This window comes from Streptomyces sp. NPDC058880 (assembly GCF_042742535.1).
GTDB lineage: Bacteria > Actinomycetota > Actinomycetes > Streptomycetales > Streptomycetaceae > Streptomyces.
Genome location: NZ_JBHYMC010000035.1, coordinates 29,661 through 53,512, shown reverse-complemented (window position 1 = coordinate 53,512; position 23,852 = coordinate 29,661). Strand labels below are relative to the sequence as shown.

Below are 23,852 nucleotides of genomic sequence, written 5' to 3'. Positions count from 1 at the left end.
CAGCACGCGGCCCGGACCCCCGCGTTCTCACTCGAACGGAGGATCCGGGCCGGGTGTTCGGACGGTCGCGCCCCGGGCTGGCCGACGGTCGTGCCCGAGGGCTGTCTAGGGACCGGTCAGAGCTTGGTCCAGGCCTCGGTGAGCACCGAGCGCAGGATGCCCTCGATCTCGTCGAAGGTGCCCTGGTCCGCCGTCAGCGGCGGCGCCAGCTGGATGACCGGGTCGCCGCGGTCGTCGGCCCGGCAGTACAGGCCGTTCTCGAAGAGCGCCTTGGAGAGGAAGCCGTAGAGCACGCGCTCGGTCTCCTCGTCCGTGAAGGACTCCTTCGTGACCTTGTCCTTGACGAGCTCGATGCCGTAGAAGTAGCCGTTGCCGCGGACGTCGCCGACGATCGGCAGGTCGTGCAGCTTCTGCAGCGTCTGCAGGAAGGCGCTCTCGTTGTCCAGCACGTGCTGGTTGAGGCCTTCCTTGTCGAAGATGTCGAGGTTGGCGAGGGCCACGGCGGAGGACACCGGGTGTCCGCCGAAGGTGTAGCCGTGCAGGAAGGTGTTCTCGCCCTTGTAGAACGGCTCGGCGATGCGGTCCGAGACGATGCAGGCGCCGATCGGGGAGTAGCCCGAGGTCATGCCCTTGGCGCAGGTGATCATGTCCGGCACGTAGCCGAACTTGTCGCAGGCGAACATCGTGCCGAGGCGGCCGAAGGCGCAGATCGTCTCGTCGGAGACGAGGAGCACGTCGTACTCGTCGCAGATCTCGCGGACCCGCTGGAAGTAGCCGGGCGGCGGCGGGAAGCAGCCGCCGGCGTTCTGGACCGGCTCCAGGAAGACGGCGGCGACGGTGTCGGCGCCCTCGAAGAGGATCTGCTGCTCGATCTGGTCGGCGCACCAGCGGCCGAAGGCCTCGGGGTCGTCGCCGTAGATCGGGGCGCGGTAGATGTTGGTGTTGGGCACCTTGTGCGCGCCGGGCACCAGCGGCTCGAACGGAGCCTTGAGGGCCGGCAGACCCGTGATCGACAGGGCGCCCTGCGGGGTGCCGTGGTAAGCGACCGCGCGCGAGATGACCTTGTACTTGGTGGGCTTGCCCTGCAGCTTGTAGAACTGCTTGGCGAGCTTCCAGGCGGTCTCGACGGCCTCGCCGCCGCCGGTGGTGAAGAAGACCTTGTTCAGGTCGCCCGGGGCGTAGTTGGCCAGGCGCTCGGCGAGCTCGACGGCCATGGGGTGGGCGTAGGACCACACGGGGAAGAAGGCCAGTTCCTGCGCCTGCTTGTAGGCGACCTCGGCCAGTTCCTTGCGGCCGTGACCGGCGTTGACCACGAACAGGCCGGCGAGACCGTCGAGGTAGCGCTTGCCCTTGTCGTCGAAGATGTAGGTGCCCTCACCACGGACGATGGTCGGGACGGGGGAGTTCTCGTAGGACGACATGCGGGTGAAGTGCATCCACAAGTGGTCGTACGCGGTCTTGGACAGGTCCTGGGTCACGGTTATCGGGTTCCCCACATGTAGGTCTGCTTCTTCAGCTTCAGGTAAACGAAGCTTTCGGTAGACCGCACGCCGGGGAGCGTGCGGATCTTCTTGTTGATCGTTTCCAGCAGGTGGTCGTCGTCCTCGCAGACGATCTCCACCATCAGGTCGAACGAGCCGGCGGTCATCACCACGTACTCGCACTCGGCCATCGCGGTCAGCGCGTCGGCCACCGGGTCGAGGTCGCCCTCGACGTTGATGCCGACCATCGCCTGGCGCCGCAGGCCCACGGTGAGCGGGTCGGTGACGGCGACGATCTGCATGACGCCCTGGTCGAGCAGCTTCTGCACGCGCTGGCGTACGGCCGCCTCGGAGAGGCCGACGGCCTTGCCGATCGATGCATAGGGACGGCGACCGTCCTCCTGCAGTTGCTCGATGATCGCCAGGGACACAGCATCGACCGAAGGGGACGGTTGTCTGTTCCTGGAATCTGCGCTTCGACTGACCACGACCTCACTGTGCACGAGGGTCGTCTGTTCCGCAAGACGGAATCGATGAAATTCGTTGTCTGCCGACTCTGATCTCACTGATTTCGTAGGTGGTGGCGTCCGGGTCTGTCGAAAGCCTCCGCCAAGGGGCTAGGCTTTGGTAAACGTCTCAATCGTTGGACATGTGATCAGGAGTGTGGCTGTAGTGACCACCGAACTGCGTCGTCTGCGCAACTACATCGGCGGGGAGTTCAAGGACGCCGCCGACGGGCGGACCACCGAGGTGGTCAACCCGGCCACCGGCGAGGTGTACGCCACCGCCCCGCTCTCGGGCCAGGCCGATGTCGACGCCGCCATGGCCGCGGCCGCGGCCGCGTTTCCCGGCTGGCGCGACACGACCCCCGCCGAGCGCCAGAAGGCCCTGCTGAAGATCGCGGACGCCTTCGAGGCGCGCGCCGACGAGCTGGTCGCCGCCGAGTCGGAGAACACCGGCAAGCCGCTGGGCCTCACGGCCAGCGAGGAGCTGCCGCCGATGGTGGACCAGATCCGCTTCTTCGCGGGTGCGGCCCGTCTGCTGGAGGGTCGCTCGGCCGGCGAGTACATGGACGGGATGACCTCGATCATCCGCCGCGAGCCGGTCGGCGTCTGTGCCCAGGTCGCGCCGTGGAACTACCCGATGATGATGGCCGTGTGGAAGTTCGCCCCGGCCATCGCGGCGGGCAACACGGTCGTGCTCAAGCCGTCCGACACCACTCCGGCCTCCACCGTCCTGATGGCGGAGATCATCGACTCGGTCCTGCCCAAGGGCGTCTTCAACGTCATCTGCGGCGACCGTGAGACCGGTCGGGCCATGGTCGAGCACGCGACCCCGGCGATGGCCTCCATCACCGGATCGGTGCGCGCCGGCATGCAGGTCGCCGAGAGCGCCTCCAAGGACGTCAAGCGCGTCCACCTGGAGCTCGGCGGCAAGGCGCCGGTCGTCGTCTTCGAGGACGCCGACATCCCCAAGGCCGTCGAGGACATCGCGGTCGCCGGTTACTTCAACGCCGGCCAGGACTGCACCGCGGCCACCCGCGTGCTCGTGCACGAGTCGATCCACGACGAGTTCGTGGCCGCGCTGGCCAAGGCCGCCGCTGACACGAAGACCGGCGCGCCGGACGACGAGGACGTGCTGTACGGCCCGCTGAACAACCCGAACCAGCTCCAGCAGGTCGCGGGCTTCATCGAGCGGCTCCCGGCCCACGCCAAGGTCGAGGCGGGCGGCCACCAGGTCGGCGAGAAGGGCTACTTCTACGCCCCGACCGTGGTCTCCGGCCTCAAGCAGGACGACGAGATCATCCAGAACGAGGTCTTCGGCCCCGTCATCACCGTCCAGTCCTTCACGGACGAGTCCCAGGCCCTGGAGTACGCGAACGGCGTCGAGTTCGCCCTCGCCTCCTCCGTGTGGACCAAGGACCACGGCCGCGCGATGCGGATGTCCAAGAACCTCGACTTCGGCTGCGTGTGGATCAACACCCACATTCCGCTGGTCGCCGAGATGCCGCACGGCGGTTTCAAGAAGTCCGGATACGGCAAGGACCTGTCCGCCTACGGCTTCGAGGACTACACCCGCATCAAGCACGTGATGACCTCGCTCGACGGCTGATCGGCAGCATCGATCACAGCAGGGCGTCGAAGGGGCGGGCAGTAGACAACATGTCTATTGCCCGCCCCTTCGGCGTTCGCTGAGGCTGTGCCCATGCCTCGACTCGCCTTCTCCCGCCGTGCCGCGCTCTCCGGAATCGGTGCCGCGGGCCTGTCGGCCGCCCTCGCCGGATGCGGTGTTCCCCCCGCCTACGTGCCCGAGGGAGGGCGCGTGGGCCCCGACCGCTCGGAGAGCGACCGCAGCGTCGCCTTCTCCAACTGGCCGCTCTACATCGACACCGACGAGGAGGACGGGGAGCGCCGCCCCACGCTGGAGGCCTTCTCGGAGCGGACCGGCATCGAGGTCCGCTACACCGAGGAGATCAACGACAACGACGAGTACTTCGGCAAGGTCAGCCCGGCCCTGATGAACCGCCAGGAGACCGGCCGCGACCTGGTCGTGGTCAGCGACTGGATGGCCGCCCGCTTCGTCCGTCTGGGCTGGGCCCAGAAGATGGACCGTTCGGCGCAGCCCAACGTCGTCGGCCACCTCGACCCGCAGCTGCGTTCCCCCGCCTTCGACGAGGGCCGGCTGCACACCGTGCCCTGGCAGTCGGGGATCACCGGCATCGCCTACAACCGCCGTGCTCTGGGGCGGGAGATCAGATCCGTCCAGGACCTGTGGCGCCCCGACCTGGCGGGCAGGGTCACGCTCTTCTCCGGGCTCGACGAATCCTTCGCCCTGCTGATGCAGGGCAACGGGGCCGACATCACGCGCTGGACCGAATCCGACTTCCACCGGGTGTGCGACCACGTGGAGGCTCTGGTGAGGAAGAAGCACATCCGCCGCTTCACCGGCAACGACTACACCTCCGACCTCAGCAAGGGAGACGTCCTGGCCTGCCAGGCGTACTCGGGCGATGCCATCCAACTCCAGGCCGACAACCCGGACATCGCATTCGTCGTCCCCGAGGAGGGCGGTGAGCTCTGGGCTGAGAGCCTCCTCGTGCCCAACCTCGCCCGACACAAGGCCAATGCCGAGGCGCTGGTCGACCACTACTACGACCCGGAGGTGGCCGCGCAGCTCGCCGCTTCCGTCAACTACGTCTGCCCCGTGCCGGCGGCCCGGGACGTCCTGGCCGCTTCCGGCGACCGGGAGACCGCCGAACTCGCCGAGAACCCGCTGATCTTCCCCGACGACGACCTGCGGGCGCGGCTCGCCGTCGCCCGGGACATCTCCTCGGCCGAGCGCCGTTCCCTCGCCCGGCGGTGGAACGCGATCGTCGGACTCTGAGCCGCGGTCGTCACGGTCCTGTCACTGATTGAACGGGTTCAACGCATGGGCTGAACGTGTTCAAAAATGGGCGTAGGCTTCCTTCCATGAGCGAGAAAAGCGCCCTTGAGCGGCGGATCCGTGCCTGGCTGATCCTCTTCGTCGTCTGCCTCGTCCTCAGCGGGATCACGGCCTTCCCCTTGGTCAGCGAAGTCCGCTGGGGCAACGCACTGGTCGACAACTCCTGGCTGCGACGGGTGGGCGAGGGGCTGGACCGGGCCGATGCCGACTACCCCTTCCTGCTGTACGGGAACGACTGGCTCGCCTTCGCCCATCTCGTCATCGCGGTCTTCTTCTACGGCGTGTACCGAGACCCCGTCCGCAACATCTGGATCGTCGAGGCCGGCATGATCGCCTGCGCCGGAGTGATTCCGCTCGCCCTGATCTGCGGGCCCATCCGGGGCATCCCCTTCTGGTGGAGCGTCATTGACATGTCGTTCGGCGTCTTCGGGGTGATCCCCCTCCTGGTCCTGCGCCGCATGATCAAGCGCCTGGAGGCCACAGCTACGTCGTGAAGGCCGCCACGGCGACGGTCTTGCCCCGGGCCACCGTGTCGTCCGCCAGGACGATCGCCGGCCCAGGGCTCCCGTGGCGGCACGAACGGCACGGTGACGGCCGGCGGGGCCGGCACGGTCAGGCCCGGGTCCACGACCCGCACGGGGCGCTGCGCAGCCGCCGGGCCCACCGGCCCGGCGCGGCCCTCACCGGCCGAACCGGGCCCGCACGGCCGTCAGCGCGTCCACCCGGTTCGTAGTGATCGCATCGACCCCCGCGGCAATCAGCCGCTTCATCGTCCGCTTGGTATCGGCGGTCCAGGCCGACACCAGCAGGCCGTCCCGGTGCAGGGCGTCGGCCAGCTCCCGGTTCACCAGCCCGAAGCGGTAGTTGAGCCAGCGCGGGGCCACCGCGTCGATCAGGACCCGGCGGGGCGGCGACAGCGTGGTCCAGGTCAGCGCGATCTCCGCGCCCGGGTCGGCGGCGCGGAGCGCCAGCATCGAGTCCGGTCCCGCGCAGTAGAACGTACGCTCGCGGGCGCCGCACTCCCGGACCAGACCCACGACGGTGCGGACCGCCTCCGGCGTGGCGCCGGGGAGGTCGAGCATCAGCCGGCCCGCCCCGGTGTCCTCCAGTGCGTCGCGCAGCATCGGAACGGCGCCCTCCGTCATGTCCGCCAGCTGCGCCGCGGAGATCTCGTCGAGGCGCACGTCGTGGTTCCACAACCGCCGGAGCGACTCGTCGTGGAGCAGGACCGGCACCCCGTCACGGGTCAGCCGTACGTCGACCTCGACCGCGTCCGCCCCGCGGGCGAAGGCGGAGCGGATCGAAGGCAGGGTGTTCTCACGGACACGGTAGGGATCGCCGCGGTGGCCGACGGCAGTCAGGGTGCGCATGGCCCCATTCTCGTGGGGACTTCAGCGCGCGAGCCATCGCGTCGTGTACGTGTCGATCTCCGCGTCGAGCTTCGCCTTGCCCTCCGCATCGAGGAAGGAGGCCTCGACGGCGTTCTTCGCGAGCTGCGCGAGCCCGCGCTCGTCGAGGTCGAGGAGCCGGGCGGCCACCGCGTACTCGTTGTTGAGGTCGGAGCCGAACATCGGCGGGTCGTCGCTGTTGATGGTGACGAGCACACCCGCCGCGACCATCTCCTTGACCGGGTGCCGGTCGAGGTCGGTCACCGCGCGGGTGGCGATGTTCGAGGTCGGGCAGACCTCCAGCGCGATCCGGTGCTCGGCCAGGTACGCGAGCAATTCCGGGTCCTTGACGGAACTCGTGCCGTGGCCGATGCGCTCGGCACCCAGCTCGCGGATGGCGTCCCAGACGGTCTCCGGGCCGGTGGTCTCGCCCGCGTGCGGCACGCTGTGCAGGCCGGCCGCCCGGGCCGCGTCGAAGTACGGCTTGAACTGCGGGCGCGGGACGCCGATCTCGGGGCCGCCCAGGCCGAAGGAGACGAGCCCCTCGGGGCGCAGGTCGACGGCGAGCCGGGCGGTCTCGGCGGCGGCCTCCAGGCCGGCCTCGCCGGGGATGTCGAAGCACCAGCGCAGGATCACACCGAGTTCCTTCTCGGCGGCCTTGCGGGCGTCCTCGATGGCCTCCATGAAGGCCTTCTCCTCGATGCCGCGGCGGGTGGAGGAGTACGGGGTGATGGTCAGCTCGGCGTAGCGGATGTTCTGCCGTGCCATGTCGCGGGCGACCTCGAAGGTCAGCAGCCGGACGTCTTCCGGGGTGCGCACGAGGTCGACGACCGACAGGTAGACCTCGATGAAGTGGGCGAAGTCCGTGAAGGTGAAGTAGTCGGCGAGGGCCTCCGGGTCCGTGGGCACCTTGGAGTCGGGGTGCCGGGAGGCGAGTTCGGCCACGATGCGCGGGGAGGCGGAGCCGACATGGTGGACGTGCAGTTCGGCCTTGGGCAGCCCCGCGATGAAGGGGTGCAGGTCGGTCATGGGGGGTGCCTCCGGAGGGCGGGGTGCGGGCAGGTCGCCCTCATCGTAGGCACGGCCGTGACTGTCCGTGGCAGCGCTTAGCATGGCTGTACGAGAGAGGGGGGCTCCGTATGAACGACAGCAGTCCCGAGCCGCGGGATCCTTGGGCGCCGCCGGAGCGGCCGGCGGTGGACCTGGGCACGTCGAAGGCCGGCCACGGCGCGCCGGGCGCGTCCGGCCCGCAGCCCGTGCCGGACCGGCCGACGCCCGGCGGGCATCCCGGCGAGCGGACGGCCGCTGCCGCGCCGGGCAACGCGGCGCCCCCGACCCCGCCGGCGGGCGGGCCGCCCCCGGCCGCCTACGGCTATCCGGTCGCCCCGCCCGGCTACGGATACCCCGGCGACGCGGGCTATCCCGGGTACCCCGCCGCCCAGCAGGGATACCCGTACTCCGCCCATCAGACGGGATACCCGTACCCCGGCGCGTACCCGCCCTACGGGCACCGGCCCAGCAACGGCTTCGGCGTCACCGCGCTGGTCCTGGGGATCCTCGCGGTCGTCGGCTGCGTCACCAGCTTTCTGGCGGTGGCGCTCGGGATCGGGGCCGTCGTCTTCGGCGCCCTGGGCAAGGGCAAGGCCAACCGGGGCGAGGCCGACAACGGCGGGGTGGCGCTGGCCGGCATCATCTTGGGCGCGATCGGCATAGTCCTGGGCCTGCTGATGCTGTTCGCCCTGTTCGCCCCGGCCTTCGACGACGAGTGGGGCGACAGCCCGAAACGCGAGACCCCCTCATCGGATTCGCGGCTTCGCGAACGGGTCTGAGGCCGGGGCCGGTCGGCGGCCCGTCCGGCTGCATCCGCGTCAGACCTCGGCGGCCATCAGCAGCGTCGGCACCATGGCCGTGCCCTCGGCGGTTCCGCGCGCCAGCGGGACCCAGATCAGCCCGACCATCCGGGGGCAGTCGCACTCCAGGTCCGCGTCGATGCCGAGGACCGGATCGCCGGGTGCGACCTCCACGCGGAAGCAGGAGGTCCAGCCGGAGGGGTAGGGGGCTGCGTAGGCGAACCGCACCGCCAGGGCGCGCAGCCCCACCTCCTCGGCGACCTCCCGGCGCACCGCGTCCTCGGGCTCCTCGCCCTCCTCCAGACCGCCGCCCGGCAGCGTCCAGTACTCGGCCCCGTCATGGCGCCCCCCGGGCCCCAGGGCGTGCTCGCGCACCATGAGCACGCAGCCGTCCCGGACGATCACGGCGGCGACCCGGCGACGCTCCGTCACGCGCTGCCTTCGCGCAGCTGCTTCCGGGCCTCCATCAGGGCGAAGCCCAGCAGGTTCAGCCCGCGCCAGCGGGCCGGGTCCAGAGCGCGCTCGTCGTCGGCCGCCAGCCCGATGCCCCAGATCCGGTCCACGGGGCTCGCCTCCACCAGCACGCGGTCCCCGGTGCCCAGCAGGTAGCCGCGCAGGGCCGGGTCGGAGCCGAACTTGTGGACGCTGCCCTCCACGACCAGGGCGAACCGCTCCCGCTCCCATACGGCGTCGTCGAAGCCGCGCACGAGGCGACCGACCTTCTTCGCCTCGGCCGGGCTCTTGGCCCGCACCGCGGCGCGCTCGGACTCGGGGTCCGCGAACAGCCGGGCCTTGCCGGCCATCATCCAGTGCTCGGCCGTCGCATAACGGACGTCACCGACAGTGAAGGCAGACGGCCACCACTGACTCAGACAGCTCGGACCGAGCGTGCCGTCGGGCCGCGGCCGGTGCCCCCAGAACGGCAGGTACTTCACCCTCTCACCACGGCTGACCTGCTTGATCAGGTCGTCGATCATCTCCATGCACGCGAGTCTGGCACCCGCCACTGACACTTCGTACGGGATTTCCGGCGTGCCTGGACACATGGTCGACCGATTCCGTCGCGTAATCAAATGGCAACAACGGAATCACTTGGCCGAGGGCATCACCTCTGCCAGGATCGGCACTCAATTCGAGCTCTAGCTCGAACTGTAGCTACGGAGAGCGTGAGAGCGTGATGGGCAACCGCTTCCAGGTCAAGGACCGCTTCGCAGACGGCGCGCAGTACATCGACGGACGGCTCCGGGCCGGAACCTCCGGACGGTCACACACCGTCGTCGACCCGGCCACCGGCGAGGAGGTCCTGACCTACGAGCTGGCGAGTACCGCGGACGTCGACGAGGCCGTCGCCGCGGCCCAGCGCGCCTTCCCGGCCTGGGCCGGTGCCACCCCCGGCGAGCGGTCGGACGCCCTGCACCGGCTGGCGACCGTACTGGCCGGACAGGCCGAGGACTTCGCCCGCGCGGAGTCGCTCCAGTGCGGCAAACCGATCAAGCTGTCGACCGAGTTCGACGTCCCCGGGACCATCGACAACACCGCCTTCTTCGCGGGCGCCGCCCGGCACCTCCAGGGGCAGGCCGCCGCCGAGTACTCGGGCGACCACACCTCGTACGTACGCCGCGAGGCCATCGGCGTCATCGGCTCCATCGCCCCCTGGAACTATCCGCTCCAGATGGCTGCCTGGAAGATCCTGCCAGCGATCGCGGCGGGCAACACCATCGTGCTCAAGCCCGCCGAGCTCACCCCGCTGACCTCCCTGATGTTCGCCCAGGCGGCCAAGGAGGCGGGCCTGCCCGACGGCGTGATCAACATCGTGACCGGCGCCGGCCGTGACGCGGGGGAGCACCTGGTGGGCCACCCCGATGTCGTGATGACCTCGTTCACCGGCTCCACCGCCGTCGGCAAGCGGGTCGCGCAGATCGCCACCGCCACCGTGAAGCGCCTGCACCTGGAGCTCGGCGGCAAGGCCCCCTTCCTGGTCTTCGACGACGCCGACCTGGAGGCCGCCGCGCACGGCGCCGTCGCCGCCTCCCTGATCAACACCGGCCAGGACTGCACGGCGGCGACCCGCGCCTACGTGCAGCGCCCCCTGCACGACGCCTTCGTCGCGCGGGTCGCCGAGCTGATGGAAACCGTCCGCCTCGGTGACCCCTTCGCACCCGGTACCGACCTCGGCCCGCTGGTCTCGCACGCCCAGCGCGACCGCGTCGCCGGCTTCGTCGAGCGCGCCCGCGGCTACGCCACCGTCGTCACCGGGGGCGAGATCCCCGGTGGCGAGCTCGCCGACGGCGCGTACTACCGGCCCACCCTCATCATCGGGGCCGCCCAGGACAGCGAGGTGGTGCAGTCGGAGATCTTCGGCCCCGTCCTCGTGGTCCTGCCCTTCGACAGCGACGACGAGGGCATCGCGCTCGCCAACGACACCCCGTACGGACTCGCCGCCTCCGCCTGGAGCCGCGACCTCTACCGGGCCGGCCGTGCCACCCGCGAGATCAAGGCGGGCTGCGTGTGGGTCAACGACCACATTCCGATCATCAGCGAGATGCCCCACGGGGGCTACAAGGCCAGCGGCTTCGGAAAGGACATGTCCGCCTACTCCTTCGAGGAGTACACGCAGGTCAAGCACGTGATGTACGACAACACCGCGGTGGCCGCGAAGGACTGGCACCGCACGATCTTCGGGGACCGACAGCCGACCACCGCCTGACCAGCGGTACACCTCCCGAAAGGCCTCAGCGCATGGAGCAGTTCGAACCCGACCGCCTCTCCGAGGCGCAGCTCGCCGCGATGCGGCGCAGCCTCACCAGTGGGCGCGGCGCCCTCACCCGCCGCTCGCTGCTGCGCGCATCCGGAGTCGGAGCGCTCACCCTCGGCGGCCTGGCCACCCTCGCCGGGTGCGGCATCCCGCCCGCCAAGCGGGAGGGGGACGCAGCCCTGGCGTCCGACGACCACTCGGACCGGGAAAAGGAGATCAACTTCTCCAACTGGACCGAGTACATGGACACCAGTGAGGACGAGAAGTCCCGCCCCACACTGGAGGAGTTCACCAAGCGGACCGGGATCAAGGTCAAGTACACCGAGGACATCAACGACAACGTCGAGTTCTTCGGCAAGATCAAACCTCAGCTCGCGGCCGGCCAGGACACCGGCCGCGACCTGATCGTCGTCACCGACTGGCTCGCCGCGCGCATCATCCGCCTCGGCTGGGCCCAGAAGCTCGACCCCTCGCACCTGCCGCATGCCTACGCCAACCTGTCCCCGCAGTTCCGCAGCCCCGACTGGGACCCGGGGCGCGCGTACAGCTACCCCTGGACCGGCATATCCACCGTCATCGCCTACAACGAGAAGGCGACCGGCGGCAAGAAGGTGGACTCCGTCACCCAGATGCTCGACGACCCCTCCCTCAAGGGTCGCGTCGGCTTCCTGACGGAGATGCGCGACAGCGTCGGCATGACCATGCTCGACCAGGGCAAGAATCCCTCCTCCTTCACGGACGCGGACTTCGACGAGGCGGTGGGCCGGCTCCAGAAGGGCGTCGACAAGAAGCAGATCCGGCGCTTCACGGGCAACGACTACACCTCCGACCTCGACAAGGGCGACCTCGCGGCCTGCCTCGCCTGGGCGGGCGACGTCATCCAGCTCCAGGCCGGCAACCCGGACATCAAGTTCGCGATCCCCGCCGCCGGCTACATCACCTCCAGCGACAACCTGCTGGTCCCCGTCAGGGCCCGGCACAAGGCCAACGCGGAGCGTCTGATCGACCACTACTACGAGCTTCCGGTCGCCGCGCAGCTCGCCGCGTACATCAGCTACGTCTGCCCCGTCGAGGGCGTGGGCGAGGAGCTCGCCAAGATCGATCCCGAGCTCGCAGAGAACACCCTGATCGTCCCGGACAAGGCGATGACCGCCAAGTCCCATGCCTTCCGCTCCCTCACCAGCGAGGAAGAGACGGCCTACGAGGAGAAGTTCGCCAAGCTCATCGGCGCCTAGCGGCTGCCCGCCGCGCCCGCGAGCCGCGGCCCGCCCCGCCTTCTCCTCCTGACCTCTTCGCCCACCCAACCCCGGGACCTCTCCATGACTGACACGACCGAAGGCGGCGACGTCCGCCTCTCCGGGATCAGCAAGCACTACGGCACCTTCACCGCCGTGCACCCGCTGGACCTCACCGTTCCCCAGGGCTCCTTCTTCGCCCTGCTCGGCGCCTCCGGCTGCGGCAAGACCACCACCCTGCGCATGGTCGCGGGCCTGGAGGAGCCCTCCACGGGCACGGTCCACCTCGGCGACCGCGAGGTCACCCACCTGCCGCCCTACAAGCGCCCGGTCAACACGGTCTTCCAGAGCTACGCGCTCTTCCCGCACCTGAGCATCTTCGAGAACGTCGCCTTCGGCCTGCGCCGCCGCGGCATCACGTCCGTCAAGAAGCAGGTCGAGGAGATGCTGGAGCTGGTCCAGCTCGGCCAGTTCGCCCAGCGCAAGCCCCACCAGCTCTCCGGCGGCCAGCAGCAGCGCGTCGCCGTTGCCCGCGCCCTGATCAACCACCCCCAGGTGCTGCTCCTCGACGAGCCCCTGGGCGCCCTCGACCTCAAGCTGCGCCGCCAGATGCAGCTGGAGCTCAAGCGGATCCAGACCGAGGTCGGCATCACCTTCGTGCACGTCACGCACGACCAGGAGGAGGCCATGACCATGGCCGACACGGTCGCGGTCATGAACGGCGGCCGCGTCGAGCAGCTCGGCGCCCCCGCCGACCTCTACGAGAACCCGCGGACCACCTTCGTCGCCAACTTCCTGGGCACCTCCAACCTCATCGAGGCCGCCGTGGAGTCCGCCGGGTCCGATGTCGTCGTCTCGGCCTCCGGCACCACCCTGCGGCTGCCCGCCGCCCGATGCTCGACCACGCCCAGCGCCGGCGGGAAGCTGCTGGTCGGGGTGCGCCCGGAGAAGGTGTCCCTGGTCCCGGCCGAGGAGGAGAACGCCGTCGCGCCGGGCCGGAACAAGATCACCGGCCGGATAGCCGCCTCCTCCTTCATCGGGGTCTCCACGCAGTTCGTCGTCGACAGCCCCGTCTGCCCCGAGCTCGAGGTCTACGTCCAAAACGTCGAGCGCGACAGCCGCCTGGTGCCGGGCGCCGAGGTGGTCCTGCACTGGAACCCGGAGCACACCTTCGGACTCGACGCGGCCCAGTCCATGCTCGCGGGGACGATGGGCGACGCGGGCATCGAGACCGTCGAGGAGAGCGCGTGACCGCCACCGCCGCGCCGCCCCAGGCGCCCGCCCCCGCCGGACCCCCGGTCCACAAGCCGGCCGTGCGCAAGCGGCTGGTCCCGTACTGGCTGCTGCTGCCCGGCATCCTGTGGCTGCTGGTTTTCTTCGTGCTGCCGATGATCTACCAGGCCTCCACCTCGGTGCAGACCGGCTCCCTCGAAGAGGGCTTCGAGGTCACCTGGCACTTCCGGACGTACTGGGACGCCTTCACCGAGTACCTGCCGCAGTTCCTGCGCTCCCTGCTCTACGCGGGCACCGCCACCGCTCTGTGCCTGCTGCTCGGGTACCCGCTGGCCTACTTGATCGCCTTCAAGGCGGGCCGCTGGCGCAACCTGCTGCTGGTCCTGGTCATCGCCCCGTTCTTCACCAGCTTCCTGATCCGCACACTGGCCTGGAAGACGATCCTCGCCGACGGCGGTCCGGTGGTCGCGGGCCTCAACGCGGTCGGCTTCCTCGACGTCACCAGCTGGCTCGGCATGACCGAGGGGGAGCGGGTGCTGGCCACGCCGCTCGCGGTCGTCTGCGGCCTGACCTACAACTTCCTCCCCTTCATGATCCTGCCGCTGTACTCCTCGCTGGAGCGCATCGACACCCGCCTCCACGAGGCGGCCGGGGACCTGTACGCCCGCCCCGTCACGGTCTTCCGGAAGGTGACCTTCCCGCTCTCCATGCCCGGCGTGGTCTCCGGGACCCTGCTCACCTTCATCCCGGCGAGCGGCGACTACGTGAACGCCGAGCTGCTCGGCTCCACAGACACCCGGATGATCGGCAGCGTCATCCAGTCGCAGTACCTGCGGATCCTCGACTACCCGACGGCGGCCGCGCTGTCCTTCATTCTCATGGCGACCGTGCTGATCATGGTCACCATCTACATCCGCCGAGCGGGGACGGAGGACCTGGTCTGATGCGCACACCCCTCGCCTGGCTGCGGCGCAATCTGGTCGTGATCGCCGGACTCGGCACGCTCGCGTACATGATCCTGCCGAACGTCGTGGTCACCGTCTTCTCCTTCAACAACCCCTCCGGGCGTTTCAACTACGCCTGGCAGGAGTTCTCGCTCGACGCGTGGAAGGACCCCTGCGGCGTCGCCGACATGTGCGGCTCCCTCGGGCTCTCACTGCAGATCGCCCTGTGGTCCACGCTCGTGGCGACCGCCCTGGGCACGGCCATGGCCTTCGCGCTCGTGCGCTACCGGTTCCGGGCGCGCGGCGCGGTCAACTCGCTGATCTTCCTGCCCATGGCGATGCCGGAGATCGTGATGGCGGCCTCGCTGCTCGCGCTGTTCCTCAACATGGGCATCCAGCTGGGCTTCTGGACGATCCTGATCGCCCACATCATGTTCTGTCTCAGCTTCGTCGTCGCCGCCGTCAAGGCCCGCGTCCTGTCCATGGACCCGCGGCTGGAGGAGGCCGCCCGGGACCTCTACGCGGGGCCGGTGCAGACCTTCCTGCGGGTGACCCTGCCCATCGCGGCACCGGGCATCGCGGCGGGCGCGCTGCTCTCCTTCGCGCTCTCCTTCGACGACTTCATCATCACCAACTTCAACTCGGGCAACACCGTCACCTTCCCCATGTTCGTGTGGGGATCGGCGCAGCGCGGTACCCCCGTGCAGATCAACGTCATCGGCACGGCGATGTTCGTCATCGCGGTGTTGGTGGTCCTCGTCGGCCAGACGGTCGGCAACCGCCGCAAGAAGGCACAACCGAAGTAATTCGGAAGAGCATGTCATCAGTTCCGTAGGGAGTTGGAAGCCATGGCCCCAGTCGCCATGCGTAGTGTTGCGAAATCCCTTTCCGAAGCGAAGCCGGTCTCGTACTGGCTGGACGACCCCGGCAAGCCCGCCCCGCAGCCGGCGCTCACCTCCGACGAGCGCTGCGACCTGCTGGTCATCGGCGGCGGCTACAGCGGACTGTGGACCGCGCTGCTCGCCAAGGAGCGCGACCCCGAGCGGGACGTCGTACTGATCGAGAGCAAGGAGGCGGGCTGGGCCGCCTCCGGCCGCAACGGCGGCTTCTGCGCCGCCTCCCTCACCCATGGCCTGGGCAACGGCATCGCCCGCTGGCCCGGCGAGCTGGCGAAGCTGGAGGAGCTGGGCGCGCGCAACCTCGACGCCATCGAGGAGGCGGTCGCCCGCTACGGCATCGCATGCGACTTCGAGCGGACCGGCGAGATCGACGTCGCCACCGAGCCGCACCAGGTCGAGGAGCTGCGCGAACTGCACGAGGAGGCGCTCCGGCTGGGCCTGGCGGGCGGCTCCGAATGGCTCGACCGGGACGCCGTGCGCGCCGAGGTGGACTCCCCGACCTTCCTCGCCGGCCTCTGGGACCGCGACGGCGTCGCCATGCTCAACCCGGCGAAGCTGGCCTGGGGCCTCAAGCAGGCGTGCCTGGACCTCGGGGTGCGGGTCTACGAGAACACGCGCGGCCTGAAGCTCGCCGCGGCCGGGCGCGGGATGACCGTGCAGACCCCCTACGGCACGATCCTCGCCCGCCGGGTCGCCCTGGGGACCAACATCTTCCCGTCGCTGGTCCGCCGGATCCGCCCCTTCACCGTCCCGGTCTACGACTACGCCCTGATGAGCGAGCCGCTGGACGAGGCCCAGCTGGCCTCCGTCGGCTGGAAGAACCGCCAGGGCCTGGGTGACAGCGCCAACCAGTTCCACTACTTCCGGATCACCAAGGACAACCGGATCCTGTGGGGCGGCTACGACGCGATCTACCCGTACCGCGGCAAGCTCGACTCCGAGTACGACCACCGCCCGGAGACCTACCTCCGGCTGGCGGAGCACTTCTTCACCGCCTTCCCCCAACTGGAGGGGCTCAAGTTCAGCCACGCCTGGGGCGGTGCGATCGACACCTGCTCGCGCTTCTCCGCCTTCTTCGGGACGGCGCACTCCGGCAAGGTGGCGTACGCGGCCGGCTACACCGGCCTCGGGGTGGGCGCCACCCGCTTCGGGGCGGAGGTCATGCTCGACCTGCTCGACGGGCTCTCCACCGAGCGCACCCGGCTGGAGATGGTCCGGTCCAAGCCGATGCCGTTCCCGCCCGAACCGTTCGCCTGGACCGGCATCGCGCTCACCAAGTGGTCGCTGGCCCGGGCGGACGCCCGCGGCGGGCACCGGAACCTGTGGCTGAAGGCGATGGACAAGCTCGGCCTCGGTTTCGACAGCTGAGCCGCCCCGGTCGGAGCGCCCGGAGCGCACCGCCGCCGGCCGTGTGACCCGGTTCACCACCACGGGGTGGGGAAACCCGCGTCATCGCCGGCCCCGGCCCCGCTCTCTGTGGGTGAGGACACCTCACCCACACGGAACGGAGGCCGGGCGATGACGACCCCGGGGGAGAAGGCAGCGGTGGCATGGCTGGCGTCGGCGGCGCCGGATCCCGACGCCAGCCGAAGGGCATGGGAGCGCAACCCCCTCGGGGTCGCACTGCTGCCCGCGGGACGGCTCTGGGACGTACTGATCCTGCCGGGGGAGCTGGGGCGGGCCACCCTCGGCGTACTCGATCCGGCGGCCGGACGGCCCGGCCCGGTGCTCGCCGACTTCGGCGCATCGCGGCTGGGCTTCTTCGTGCCCCCGGGCACCGCCTCCCACTGGATCGGTACGGGCGTACGGGGAGTCGGGCACGGGGCGTGGATCGTGGTCCCCCACCCGGGCCGGGCGACCGGGGGAGTGCGCTGGGCGGTGCCCCCGGACGGCCGGGGGACCCTCACGGACCCGGTCCTGCTGGAGCTCGCCATGCACGAGGCGGCCGCACGCGGGAGGGAGAAAGCCCGGAACCGTTGACAACGGGATTGGTCTGGACCAGGTTGGGTGCCGCTGTTCCCGTTCGCAGCAGCCTGGCTCCATCCCCCCATGTTCTGGAGGCAGTTGTGCGCAGAGCCTGGTCCTTCCTCACGGCCGCCGCCCTCGCGGCGGCCGGTTTCCTCGCCGCGGGCCCGCCGGCCGCGGCCTCGGACGCCGACCTCGTCCGCAACGGCGGCTTCGAAGCCGGACTCGACGGCTGGAACTGCTCGGCCGGCAGCGGCACGGCCGTCAGCACCCCCGTCCACGGCGGCACCTCCGCCCTCCGGGCCACCCCGACGGGGCAGGACAACGCCCGCTGCTCCCAGACCGTCACCGTCAAGCCGGACTCCACGTACACGCTCGGCGCCTGGCTGCAGGGCGCGTACGTCTACCTCGGCGCGACCGGGACCGGCACCACCGACGTATCGACCTGGACGCAGAGCCCCGGCGCCTGGAAGCAGCTGACGGCCACCTTCCGCACCGGCCCGTCCACCACCTCGGTGACCGTCCACACCCACGGCTGGTACGGCCAGCCCGCCCATGTCACCGACGACGTCACCCTGGTCGGACCCGATCCCGGAGGCCCCGGCCAGCCCCTGCCACCGGCCGCCCCCACCGGCCTGACCGCCTCGGCGACCTCGGCGACCTCGGTCCGGCTGTCCTGGGCGGCGGTGGCCGGCGCCACCTCGTACACCGTCCACCGGGACGGTGCCGCGCCCCTCCCGGCAGCCGCCGCCACGGCGGCGGTGACCGGCCTCGCCGCCTCCACCACCTACACCTTCCGGGTCCGCGCGGTGAACGCGTCGGGGGAGTCCCCGCTCAGCGCGCCCGTCTCCGTGACGACGGGCAGCGGCGGAGGCGGGGGCGGCGAGCTCCCCGAGCACGCGCTCGTCGGCTACCTGCACACGAGCTTCGCCAACGGCGCCGGCCATGTCCGCATGGCCGACGTGCCCTCCTCCTGGGACGTCATCAACCTCGCCTTCGGAGAACCGACCTCGGTGACCTCCGGCGACATCCGCTTCCGCCTCTGCCCGGTCGCGGAATGCCCGAACGTCGAATCCCCGGAGGAGTTCAAGGCGGCGGTCAGGGCCAAGCAAGCCGCGGGCAAGAAGGTGCTGATCTCCATCGGCGGGCAGGACGGCCAGGTCCAGCTCCCGACCGTCGCCGCCCGCGACACCTTCGTCTCCTCCGTCGGCAAGATCATCGACGAGTACGGGCTCGACGGGCTGGACATCGACTTCGAGGGCCACTCCCTCTCCCTGGCCTCCGGCGACACGGACTTCCGCAACCCCACCACCCCGGGGATCGTCCACCTGATCTCCGCCGTCAAGGCCCTGAAGGCCCGCTACGGCCCCGGCTTCGTCCTCACCATGGCCCCGGAGACCTTCTTCGTTCAGCTCGGCTACCAGTTCTACGGCTCGGGCCCCTGGGGCGGCCAGGACCCGCGCGCCGGCGCCTACCTGCCGGTCATCCACGCCCTGCGCGACGACCTCACCCTGCTCCACGTCCAGGACTACAACTCCGGCCCGATCATGGGCCTCGACAACCAGTACCACTCCATGGGCGGCGCGGACTTCCACATCGCCATGACCGACATGCTGCTCACCGGCTTCCCGGTCGCCGGCGACGCCTCCCGCTTCTTCCCCGCCCTGCGCCCCGACCAGGTCGCCATCGGACTGCCCGCCACCACCCACGCGGGCAACGGCCACACCCCGCCGGCCGAGGTGGCCAAGGCGCTGAACTGCCTGACCAAGAAGACCGACTGCGGGACCTACCCGACCCACGGCACCTGGCCCGGCCTGCGCGGCCTGATGACCTGGTCGGTCAACTGGGACCGCTTCGGGGGCTGGGAGTTCAGCCGGAACTTCGACGCGTACTACGGCAGGACCGGCTGACCGCCAGCAGCAACGGCGTGCAGAGCAGCAGGCTGGCCGCGACGTCCAGCGGCCAGTGGAACCCCCGCAGCACCAGCCCGGTGGCCGTCGCCCCCGTCAGCACGAGGGCGGCGGCCGCCGGCCACCGCCGACGCGTGTACGGCCGCAGGAGCAGGGCCGCGCCCGCGTACGCCACGAAGGCCGTCGCGGTGTGCCCGGAGGGGAAGTAGCCGGCGGCCCACGGCTCCAGGGGCCCGGGTCGGGCGGTCCACTCCTTCAGCGGGACGACGAGCGCCGGCACCAGGGCCATCGCCGCCACCGCGGCCGCGGCGCCGCGGCGGTTCCCGCGCCGGGCGGCGTACCCGGCGGCGAGGAGCAGTACCGGCAGCGCGACCGGAATGTTCCCCAGGTCGGAGAGTGCTTCGGTGACCGGATCGGGGACGGTGCGCACGAGCGCGCCGCTGAGGCGGGCGTCCCAGGACAGCAGGGGGCCCCGCACCAGGACCTGCCAGGTGACCAGGGCGAGGAGGAGCGCGCAGAGCGCGGAGGCGGCGAGTACGCCGAGAAGGGTGGCCGGCCGTCCCGGAACAGGGGGGATGGTTCCGGGACGGCCGCCCGGACCGGGTTGCCGCACGCCCCGGGGGGTTTGGGGCGGTCGGCCGTCCGATCGGCGAGGAGTGTGCGCGAACGCATGCCCGGTACGGCGCTGGGGAAGCCCGGTACCGGAATCGCCCCCGGTCTCCCGGGAGCGGGCTGTCTCACTCATCTGCAGAAACCGTACGGCAGTGGAAGGGGGACCGACAGCGGGAACGCGCTCCCGCCATCGGCCCCCCACAGCTTCTTCACAGCGTCCGCCCGTTACCGTCGGTATTCGGGCGTGCGCCGCGCTCGTACGTTCCCCACGTTCGAGTGGGGCGGTCCGCAGGCCGCGTCTCGACCGTGGCTCAGATGTCCGTGCCGATGGCCGCGAACGCGGCCTCGATCAGGTCCAGGCCCTCGTTCAGCAGGTCCTCGCCGATGACGAGCGGCGGGAGGAAGCGGAGCACGTTGCCGTAGGTGCCGCAGGTGAGGACGAGCAGGCCCTCGGCGTGGCAGGCCTTGGCGAGCGCGCCGGCCGCCTCCGGGAACGGGGTCTTGGAGACCGGGTCCTTGACCAGCTCGATGGCGATCATGGCGCCGCGGCCGCGGATGTCGCCGATGATCTCGTACTTCTCCTGCATGGCCGACAGGCGGGCCTTCATGACAGACTCGATCTTCTTCGCCTTGGCGTTGAGGTCGAGCTCCTTCATGGTTTCGATGGAGCCGAGCGCACCGGCGCATGCCACCGGGTTGCCGCCGTAGGTGCCGCCCAGGCCGCCCGCGTGGGCGGCGTCCATGATCTCGGCGCGGCCGGTCACGGCGGCGAGCGGCAGGCCGCCCGCGATGCCCTTGGCGGTGGTGATCAGGTCCGGGACGATGCCCTCGTCCTCGCACGCGAACCACTGACCGGTGCGGCAGAAGCCGGACTGGATCTCGTCGGCGACGAAGACGATGCCGTTCTCGTTGGCGAACTTCACGATCGCCGGCAGGAAGCCCTTGGCCGGCTCGATGAAGCCGCCCTCGCCGAGGACCGGCTCGATGATGATCGCGGCGACGTTCTCGGCGCCGATCTGCTTGGTGATCTGGTCGATCGCCTGGGCGGCGGCCTCGGGGCCGCAGTTCTCGGCACCGGTGGGCCAGCGGTAGCCGTAGGCGACCGGGACGCGGTAGACCTCGGGGGCGAACGGGCCGAAACCGTGCTTGTACGGCATGTTCTTCGCGGTCAGCGCCATGGTGAGGTTCGTCCGGCCGTGGTAGCCGTGGTCGAAGACGACGACGGCCTGGCGCTTGGTGTACGAACGGGCGATCTTGACGGCGTTCTCGACGGCCTCGGCGCCGGAGTTGAACAGGGCCGACTTCTTGGCGTGGTCGCCCGGGGTCAGCTCGGCGAGGGCCTCGCAGACCTCGACGTAGCCTTCGTAGGGCGTGACCATGAAGCAGGTGTGGGTGAAGTCGGCGAGCTGCGCGGAGGCGCGGCGCACGACGGCCTCGGCGGACGCGCCGACCGAGGTCACGGCGATGCCGGAGCCGAAGTCGATCAGCTGGTTGCCGTCGACGTCCTGGATGATGCCGCCACCCGCGCGGGCCGTGAAGACGGGCAGCACGGAGCCCACGCCGCCGGCCACCGTCTGCAGGCGGCGGGCCTGCAGCTCCTGCGACTTGGGGCCGGGGATCGCGGTGACGATCTTGCGCTCCTGCGGGACAGCGGTCATAGAGGGCTCCTGGGGGTGTTTTCGGACGCACTTGTGTCTTTGTCCGCAGGCTAGGCCCGGGGGCGGGGGTCCTGCATGCTCCGTTCGGTAGTGATCTCGGCGTGTCCTTGTCCGCGACGGACATAGAGCTCGGTGGCCCCCTCGCCCGGCCGGCCCGCGCGAGGGGACCCGGCCCGTACACCGGGCCGGCGGCTCTTGACCTCGGCCGGTTCCGTACGTCACCTGGCTGATCGTCCCACCCTCGGCAGCCTTCATGCCTGTCGCGGTTTCGACTGCGTGTCATGACCACCGGTGCGAAGACGACCTGGGTCCACCCGCGGGGCGCCGACGGCCACTACATTGAGCGACGCAGCAGCGCAGGGACGGTCAGGGGGCAGGGGTTTCATGGACACCGACGGCACGCACGGGACGCGCCCGAACCGCACCGGCCACATCCCGAGACCGGCCGCTCCGCCGAAGCCTTTGCACGCACCGACGGCCGGGCCGACCCTGGGGGAGTGGCTGCGGGTAGTCCGCACTTCGGACGGGCCGGGTGTATGGACGTACGGGCACGTGGCGCGTGCTGCCGAGGAACCCGAGGTCACCCCCACCCGCCAGCTGGTCAGCGGAGCCCTGATCTCTCTGTTGGCCGGCCTGCTGCTGTGGTCGCTGCTGTGGAACGGCTACCTGGGCAGGTTCTGGCTCTGGCCGCTCTACATGTTCACGCCCGACTCCTGGGCCAATAACTTCCTGTCCGTGGTGGCCTCGTACAGCTGGTACGCCATCGTCGCGATCATCCTGATCGTCGGATTCGGGCGGCTCGGCAGATGGCCGGAGCTGCTGCGCAGGTTGCTTCGCAGCCGGGCTGCACAGCCCCTGCACTCCGCCGACCCCGCCCCCCGGCCCGGCGGGGAGGACGATCCCGTGCGATGGCCGCAGCTGCGGGCCGCCGGGCTGGCGGAGGCGGCCGACCGGCTTGAGGGGGAGGCCGGGGGCGGGCGGATGAACGACGTGGACTACGCCCGCATCCGCCGGGCCTGGGACTCCGTGCGGGTCGATCCTTCCCGCATGCGGGCCTTCGCCGACTCCGTCCGCGACAAGGGCGCCGGGGCCTGCGTGCACCCCTCCGGCGACCGGGACCTGCCCGTGCGGGCCGCCCGGCACGACCTGCTGGCCCGGCAGGTGTTGCTCGGCACCGTGGAGGACGGGGTCCGCAACCCGTACGCCCGCCGCGGCACCTCCCTGGCGCTCGACCCGGACGTGCTCGGCACCTCCCTGCTCGCCGTCGGCCCGTCCGGCACCGGCAAGACCCGGCACCTGGTGCGGCCCGTCGTGGAGTCCCTCGCGCTCCAGGCGCTGGCCGGCCAGGCCGCCGTCGTCGCCGTCGGCGCGGCCGGCGCCCAGCTCGGGCCCGACGACGCCTACGACGTCGTCGTCCGGGTCGGCGACCCCGCCTCGGTGTACGACCTCGACCTCTACGGCGGCGCCACCGATCCCGACGAGGCCGCCACCCTGCTCGCCGAGGCGTTCGTCGGGGACGTCCCCGGGATCGACGTACGCCGGGCCGCGACCGCCCTCGCCCAGCTGCTCGGGCCGTTCCGCGCGGCGTACGACCGCTTCCCGACGGTGCCCGAACTGCGCGAGCTGCTCGACCAGGTCCCGGCTGCCTTCGACGCGCTGCGCCGCGAGCTCGCCGCCGACGGCGCGGCCCGGCACACCATGCTGCGCGAGCTCGACGCCCGCGCCCGCCAGCACGGGGCGCACGGGGACCCCGGTCCGGCCCTCGCCGACCGGGTGGCGCTGCTGGACCGGCCCGCCTTCGCCGGCTTCTTCGACACCACGGGCCACGGCCGGCCGTTCTCGCTGCGCGCCCTGGAACACCCGATCCGGGTCCGCGTGGATCTGCCCGAACGCGGGCATGCCGACGCCTCCCGGATGCTGGCCAGGCTGCTGCTCGCCCAGTTCAACGCCGCCGCGGCCGCCCGCGCCGACCGCTCCCTCTTCGCGTTCCTCGCCTTCGACGACGCCTCGCACACGTTGACCGCCGAGACCGTGCGCGGCGTGCAGCGGCTGCGCTCGGCGCACGCGGGCGTCCTGCTCACCCTGCGCTCGCTGGACGACGTACCGGAGCCGCTGCGCACCCCCCTGCTCGGGGCGGTCGGCTGCCGGATGGCCTTCTCCGGGGTCACCACCTGGGACGGCAAGCGCTTCGCCGAGGCCTGGGGCACCGAGTGGGTGGAGACGCGCGACGTCACCCACCGCACGGTCTTCGCCGACCAGCCGCTGACCCGGGCCATCCACGCCTTCCGCAAGCTCGTCACCGGCAAGGCGGTCACCACGGACGCGGTGACCGTGCGGCAGGTGGAACGGGAGCGGTGGTCGGCCTCGGACCTGGCGCACGCCGTGCCACCGGGACACGCGGTGCTCTCGCTCACCTCCGTACAGGGGGAGCGGGCGGCCCCGCTGCTGGTCCGGCTGTCCGGAACGGCCTGACCCGCG

21 protein-coding genes are annotated in these 23,852 nt (G+C 70.7%); 13 read left to right on the top strand and 8 right to left on the bottom strand.

Going from position 1 to position 23,852, the window contains the following annotated elements; genetic code table 11:
• Nucleotides 1-116: 116 nt before the first annotated feature.
• Complete coding sequence (locus tag ACFW2G_RS20400; protein ID WP_384449957.1) at nucleotides 117-1,496, bottom strand: aspartate aminotransferase family protein; 1,380 nt, start codon at nucleotides 1,494-1,496, stop codon at nucleotides 117-119.
• On the bottom strand, nucleotides 1,481-1,984 hold the full coding sequence (locus tag ACFW2G_RS20395; RefSeq protein WP_007266859.1) for an Lrp/AsnC family transcriptional regulator: 504 nt from the start codon (nucleotides 1,982-1,984) through the stop codon (nucleotides 1,481-1,483). The genes ACFW2G_RS20400 and ACFW2G_RS20395 overlap by 16 nt, the downstream gene beginning before the upstream one ends.
• Before the next feature lie 169 nt (nucleotides 1,985-2,153).
• Between ACFW2G_RS20395 and ACFW2G_RS20390 the strand changes: the two genes are divergently transcribed.
• The 3 genes from ACFW2G_RS20390 (at nucleotide 2,154) to ACFW2G_RS20380 (ending at nucleotide 5,419) form a co-directional block, all read left to right on the top strand.
• Entirely contained in the window at nucleotides 2,154-3,593 is a 1,440-nt protein-coding gene (locus ACFW2G_RS20390; protein ID WP_037928423.1) for a gamma-aminobutyraldehyde dehydrogenase, read from the top strand.
• 93 nt (nucleotides 3,594-3,686) lie between these two features.
• Nucleotides 3,687-4,865 carry a spermidine/putrescine ABC transporter substrate-binding protein gene (locus ACFW2G_RS20385; RefSeq protein ID WP_384583292.1) on the top strand — a complete coding sequence of 393 codons (1,179 nt, stop codon included), beginning with the start codon at nucleotides 3,687-3,689 and terminating at the stop codon, nucleotides 4,863-4,865.
• An 86-nt stretch (nucleotides 4,866-4,951) separates the two neighbouring features.
• A complete protein-coding gene (locus tag ACFW2G_RS20380; protein WP_037928429.1) occupies nucleotides 4,952-5,419 on the top strand; it encodes a hypothetical protein in 468 nt (155 codons plus the stop codon).
• Between the two features lie 186 nt (nucleotides 5,420-5,605).
• On the opposite strand, the gene ACFW2G_RS20375 is transcribed toward ACFW2G_RS20380, so the two are convergent.
• Together ACFW2G_RS20375 and ACFW2G_RS20370 are read right to left on the bottom strand one after the other, a co-directional pair.
• Nucleotides 5,606-6,295 (bottom strand): glycerophosphodiester phosphodiesterase, encoded by a 690-nt coding sequence (locus tag ACFW2G_RS20375; RefSeq protein ID WP_037928432.1) that lies wholly within the window; start codon nucleotides 6,293-6,295, stop codon nucleotides 5,606-5,608.
• A gap of 21 nt (nucleotides 6,296-6,316) precedes the next feature.
• Complete coding sequence (locus ACFW2G_RS20370) at nucleotides 6,317-7,342, bottom strand: adenosine deaminase (RefSeq protein WP_037928433.1); 1,026 nt, start codon at nucleotides 7,340-7,342, stop codon at nucleotides 6,317-6,319.
• A 110-nt stretch (nucleotides 7,343-7,452) separates the two neighbouring features.
• Here ACFW2G_RS20370 and ACFW2G_RS20365 point away from each other — a divergent pair, with 110 nt between their 5' ends.
• The gene (locus ACFW2G_RS20365; protein ID WP_384583296.1) at nucleotides 7,453-8,142 is read left to right on the top strand and encodes a DUF4190 domain-containing protein; all 690 of its coding nucleotides are present in this window, start codon (nucleotides 7,453-7,455) and stop codon (nucleotides 8,140-8,142) included.
• Between the two features lie 39 nt (nucleotides 8,143-8,181).
• Here the strand turns inward: ACFW2G_RS20365 and ACFW2G_RS20360 are convergent, their stop codons facing one another.
• Both ACFW2G_RS20360 and ACFW2G_RS20355 read right to left on the bottom strand, forming a co-directional pair.
• Complete coding sequence (locus ACFW2G_RS20360) at nucleotides 8,182-8,595, bottom strand: NUDIX domain-containing protein (protein ID WP_037928436.1); 414 nt, start codon at nucleotides 8,593-8,595, stop codon at nucleotides 8,182-8,184.
• Nucleotides 8,592-9,146 carry an NADAR family protein gene (locus tag ACFW2G_RS20355; protein WP_052031271.1) on the bottom strand — a complete coding sequence of 185 codons (555 nt, stop codon included), beginning with the start codon at nucleotides 9,144-9,146 and terminating at the stop codon, nucleotides 8,592-8,594. Before ACFW2G_RS20355 ends, ACFW2G_RS20360 begins: the two co-directional genes overlap by 4 nt.
• Nucleotides 9,147-9,340: 194 nt before the next feature.
• On the opposite strand from ACFW2G_RS20355, the gene ACFW2G_RS20350 reads away from it, so the two are divergent.
• The 8 genes from ACFW2G_RS20350 to ACFW2G_RS20315 all read left to right on the top strand — a co-directional run bounded on the left by ACFW2G_RS20350 (nucleotide 9,341) and on the right by ACFW2G_RS20315 (nucleotide 19,104).
• The gene (locus ACFW2G_RS20350) at nucleotides 9,341-10,870 is read left to right on the top strand and encodes a gamma-aminobutyraldehyde dehydrogenase (protein WP_037928439.1); all 1,530 of its coding nucleotides are present in this window, start codon (nucleotides 9,341-9,343) and stop codon (nucleotides 10,868-10,870) included.
• Between the two features lie 32 nt (nucleotides 10,871-10,902).
• Nucleotides 10,903-12,153, top strand: a complete 1,251-nt coding sequence (locus ACFW2G_RS20345; protein WP_037928442.1) for a spermidine/putrescine ABC transporter substrate-binding protein — start codon at nucleotides 10,903-10,905, stop codon at nucleotides 12,151-12,153.
• An 84-nt stretch (nucleotides 12,154-12,237) separates the two neighbouring features.
• Entirely contained in the window at nucleotides 12,238-13,404 is a 1,167-nt protein-coding gene (locus tag ACFW2G_RS20340) for an ABC transporter ATP-binding protein (RefSeq protein ID WP_384583301.1), read from the top strand.
• Nucleotides 13,401-14,330 (top strand): ABC transporter permease, encoded by a 930-nt coding sequence (locus tag ACFW2G_RS20335; RefSeq protein ID WP_037928450.1) that lies wholly within the window; start codon nucleotides 13,401-13,403, stop codon nucleotides 14,328-14,330. Before ACFW2G_RS20340 ends, ACFW2G_RS20335 begins: the two co-directional genes overlap by 4 nt.
• The gene (locus tag ACFW2G_RS20330; RefSeq protein WP_384449927.1) at nucleotides 14,330-15,136 is read left to right on the top strand and encodes an ABC transporter permease; all 807 of its coding nucleotides are present in this window, start codon (nucleotides 14,330-14,332) and stop codon (nucleotides 15,134-15,136) included. The genes ACFW2G_RS20335 and ACFW2G_RS20330 overlap by 1 nt, the downstream gene beginning before the upstream one ends.
• A 42-nt stretch (nucleotides 15,137-15,178) precedes the next feature.
• Nucleotides 15,179-16,597: an FAD-binding oxidoreductase gene (locus tag ACFW2G_RS20325; protein WP_037928456.1), complete on the top strand. Its 1,419-nt coding sequence runs from the start codon at nucleotides 15,179-15,181 to the stop codon at nucleotides 16,595-16,597.
• A gap of 150 nt (nucleotides 16,598-16,747) precedes the next feature.
• Complete coding sequence (locus tag ACFW2G_RS20320; RefSeq protein WP_384449924.1) at nucleotides 16,748-17,209, top strand: bifunctional DNA primase/polymerase; 462 nt, start codon at nucleotides 16,748-16,750, stop codon at nucleotides 17,207-17,209.
• A gap of 86 nt (nucleotides 17,210-17,295) precedes the next feature.
• A complete protein-coding gene (locus ACFW2G_RS20315; RefSeq protein ID WP_384449921.1) occupies nucleotides 17,296-19,104 on the top strand; it encodes a chitinase in 1,809 nt (602 codons plus the stop codon).
• Here ACFW2G_RS20315 and ACFW2G_RS20310 read toward each other — a convergent pair.
• Both ACFW2G_RS20310 and gabT read right to left on the bottom strand, forming a co-directional pair.
• The gene (locus tag ACFW2G_RS20310; RefSeq protein ID WP_384449918.1) at nucleotides 19,064-19,849 is read right to left on the bottom strand and encodes a phosphatase PAP2 family protein; all 786 of its coding nucleotides are present in this window, start codon (nucleotides 19,847-19,849) and stop codon (nucleotides 19,064-19,066) included. The genes ACFW2G_RS20315 and ACFW2G_RS20310 overlap by 41 nt on opposite strands.
• 178 nt (nucleotides 19,850-20,027) lie before the next feature.
• The gene (gabT, locus tag ACFW2G_RS20305; protein ID WP_037928469.1) at nucleotides 20,028-21,374 is read right to left on the bottom strand and encodes a 4-aminobutyrate--2-oxoglutarate transaminase; all 1,347 of its coding nucleotides are present in this window, start codon (nucleotides 21,372-21,374) and stop codon (nucleotides 20,028-20,030) included.
• Nucleotides 21,375-21,758: 384 nt separating this feature from the next.
• Here gabT and ACFW2G_RS20300 point away from each other — a divergent pair, with 384 nt between their 5' ends.
• Nucleotides 21,759-23,846, top strand: coding sequence for a hypothetical protein (locus ACFW2G_RS20300; RefSeq protein ID WP_037928472.1), 2,088 nt, complete (start codon nucleotides 21,759-21,761; stop codon nucleotides 23,844-23,846).
• The last annotated feature ends 6 nt before the right edge of the window (nucleotides 23,847-23,852 follow it).

Excerpts from the sequence above, each read along its gene's own strand:
- ACFW2G_RS20385 (WP_384583292.1), top strand. The coding sequence starts at position 3,687 with ATGCCTCGACTCGCCTTCTCCCGCCGTGCCGCGCTCTCCGGAATCGGT.
- ACFW2G_RS20380 (WP_037928429.1), top strand. The coding sequence starts at position 4,952 with ATGAGCGAGAAAAGCGCCCTTGAGCGGCGGATCCGTGCCTGGCTGATC.
- ACFW2G_RS20375 (WP_037928432.1), bottom strand. The coding sequence starts at position 6,295 with ATGCGCACCCTGACTGCCGTCGGCCACCGCGGCGATCCCTACCGTGTC.
- ACFW2G_RS20370 (WP_037928433.1), bottom strand. The coding sequence starts at position 7,342 with ATGACCGACCTGCACCCCTTCATCGCGGGGCTGCCCAAGGCCGAACTG.
- ACFW2G_RS20365 (WP_384583296.1), top strand. The coding sequence starts at position 7,453 with ATGAACGACAGCAGTCCCGAGCCGCGGGATCCTTGGGCGCCGCCGGAG.
- ACFW2G_RS20355 (WP_052031271.1), bottom strand. The coding sequence starts at position 9,146 with ATGGAGATGATCGACGACCTGATCAAGCAGGTCAGCCGTGGTGAGAGG.
- ACFW2G_RS20350 (WP_037928439.1), top strand. The coding sequence starts at position 9,341 with ATGGGCAACCGCTTCCAGGTCAAGGACCGCTTCGCAGACGGCGCGCAG.
- ACFW2G_RS20345 (WP_037928442.1), top strand. The coding sequence starts at position 10,903 with ATGGAGCAGTTCGAACCCGACCGCCTCTCCGAGGCGCAGCTCGCCGCG.
- ACFW2G_RS20340 (WP_384583301.1), top strand. The coding sequence starts at position 12,238 with ATGACTGACACGACCGAAGGCGGCGACGTCCGCCTCTCCGGGATCAGC.
- ACFW2G_RS20330 (WP_384449927.1), top strand. The coding sequence starts at position 14,330 with ATGCGCACACCCCTCGCCTGGCTGCGGCGCAATCTGGTCGTGATCGCC.
- ACFW2G_RS20325 (WP_037928456.1), top strand. The coding sequence starts at position 15,179 with ATGGCCCCAGTCGCCATGCGTAGTGTTGCGAAATCCCTTTCCGAAGCG.
- ACFW2G_RS20320 (WP_384449924.1), top strand. The coding sequence starts at position 16,748 with ATGACGACCCCGGGGGAGAAGGCAGCGGTGGCATGGCTGGCGTCGGCG.
- ACFW2G_RS20310 (WP_384449918.1), bottom strand. The coding sequence starts at position 19,849 with ATGAGTGAGACAGCCCGCTCCCGGGAGACCGGGGGCGATTCCGGTACC.
- gabT (WP_037928469.1), bottom strand. The coding sequence starts at position 21,374 with ATGACCGCTGTCCCGCAGGAGCGCAAGATCGTCACCGCGATCCCCGGC.
- ACFW2G_RS20300 (WP_037928472.1), top strand. The coding sequence starts at position 21,759 with ATGGACACCGACGGCACGCACGGGACGCGCCCGAACCGCACCGGCCAC.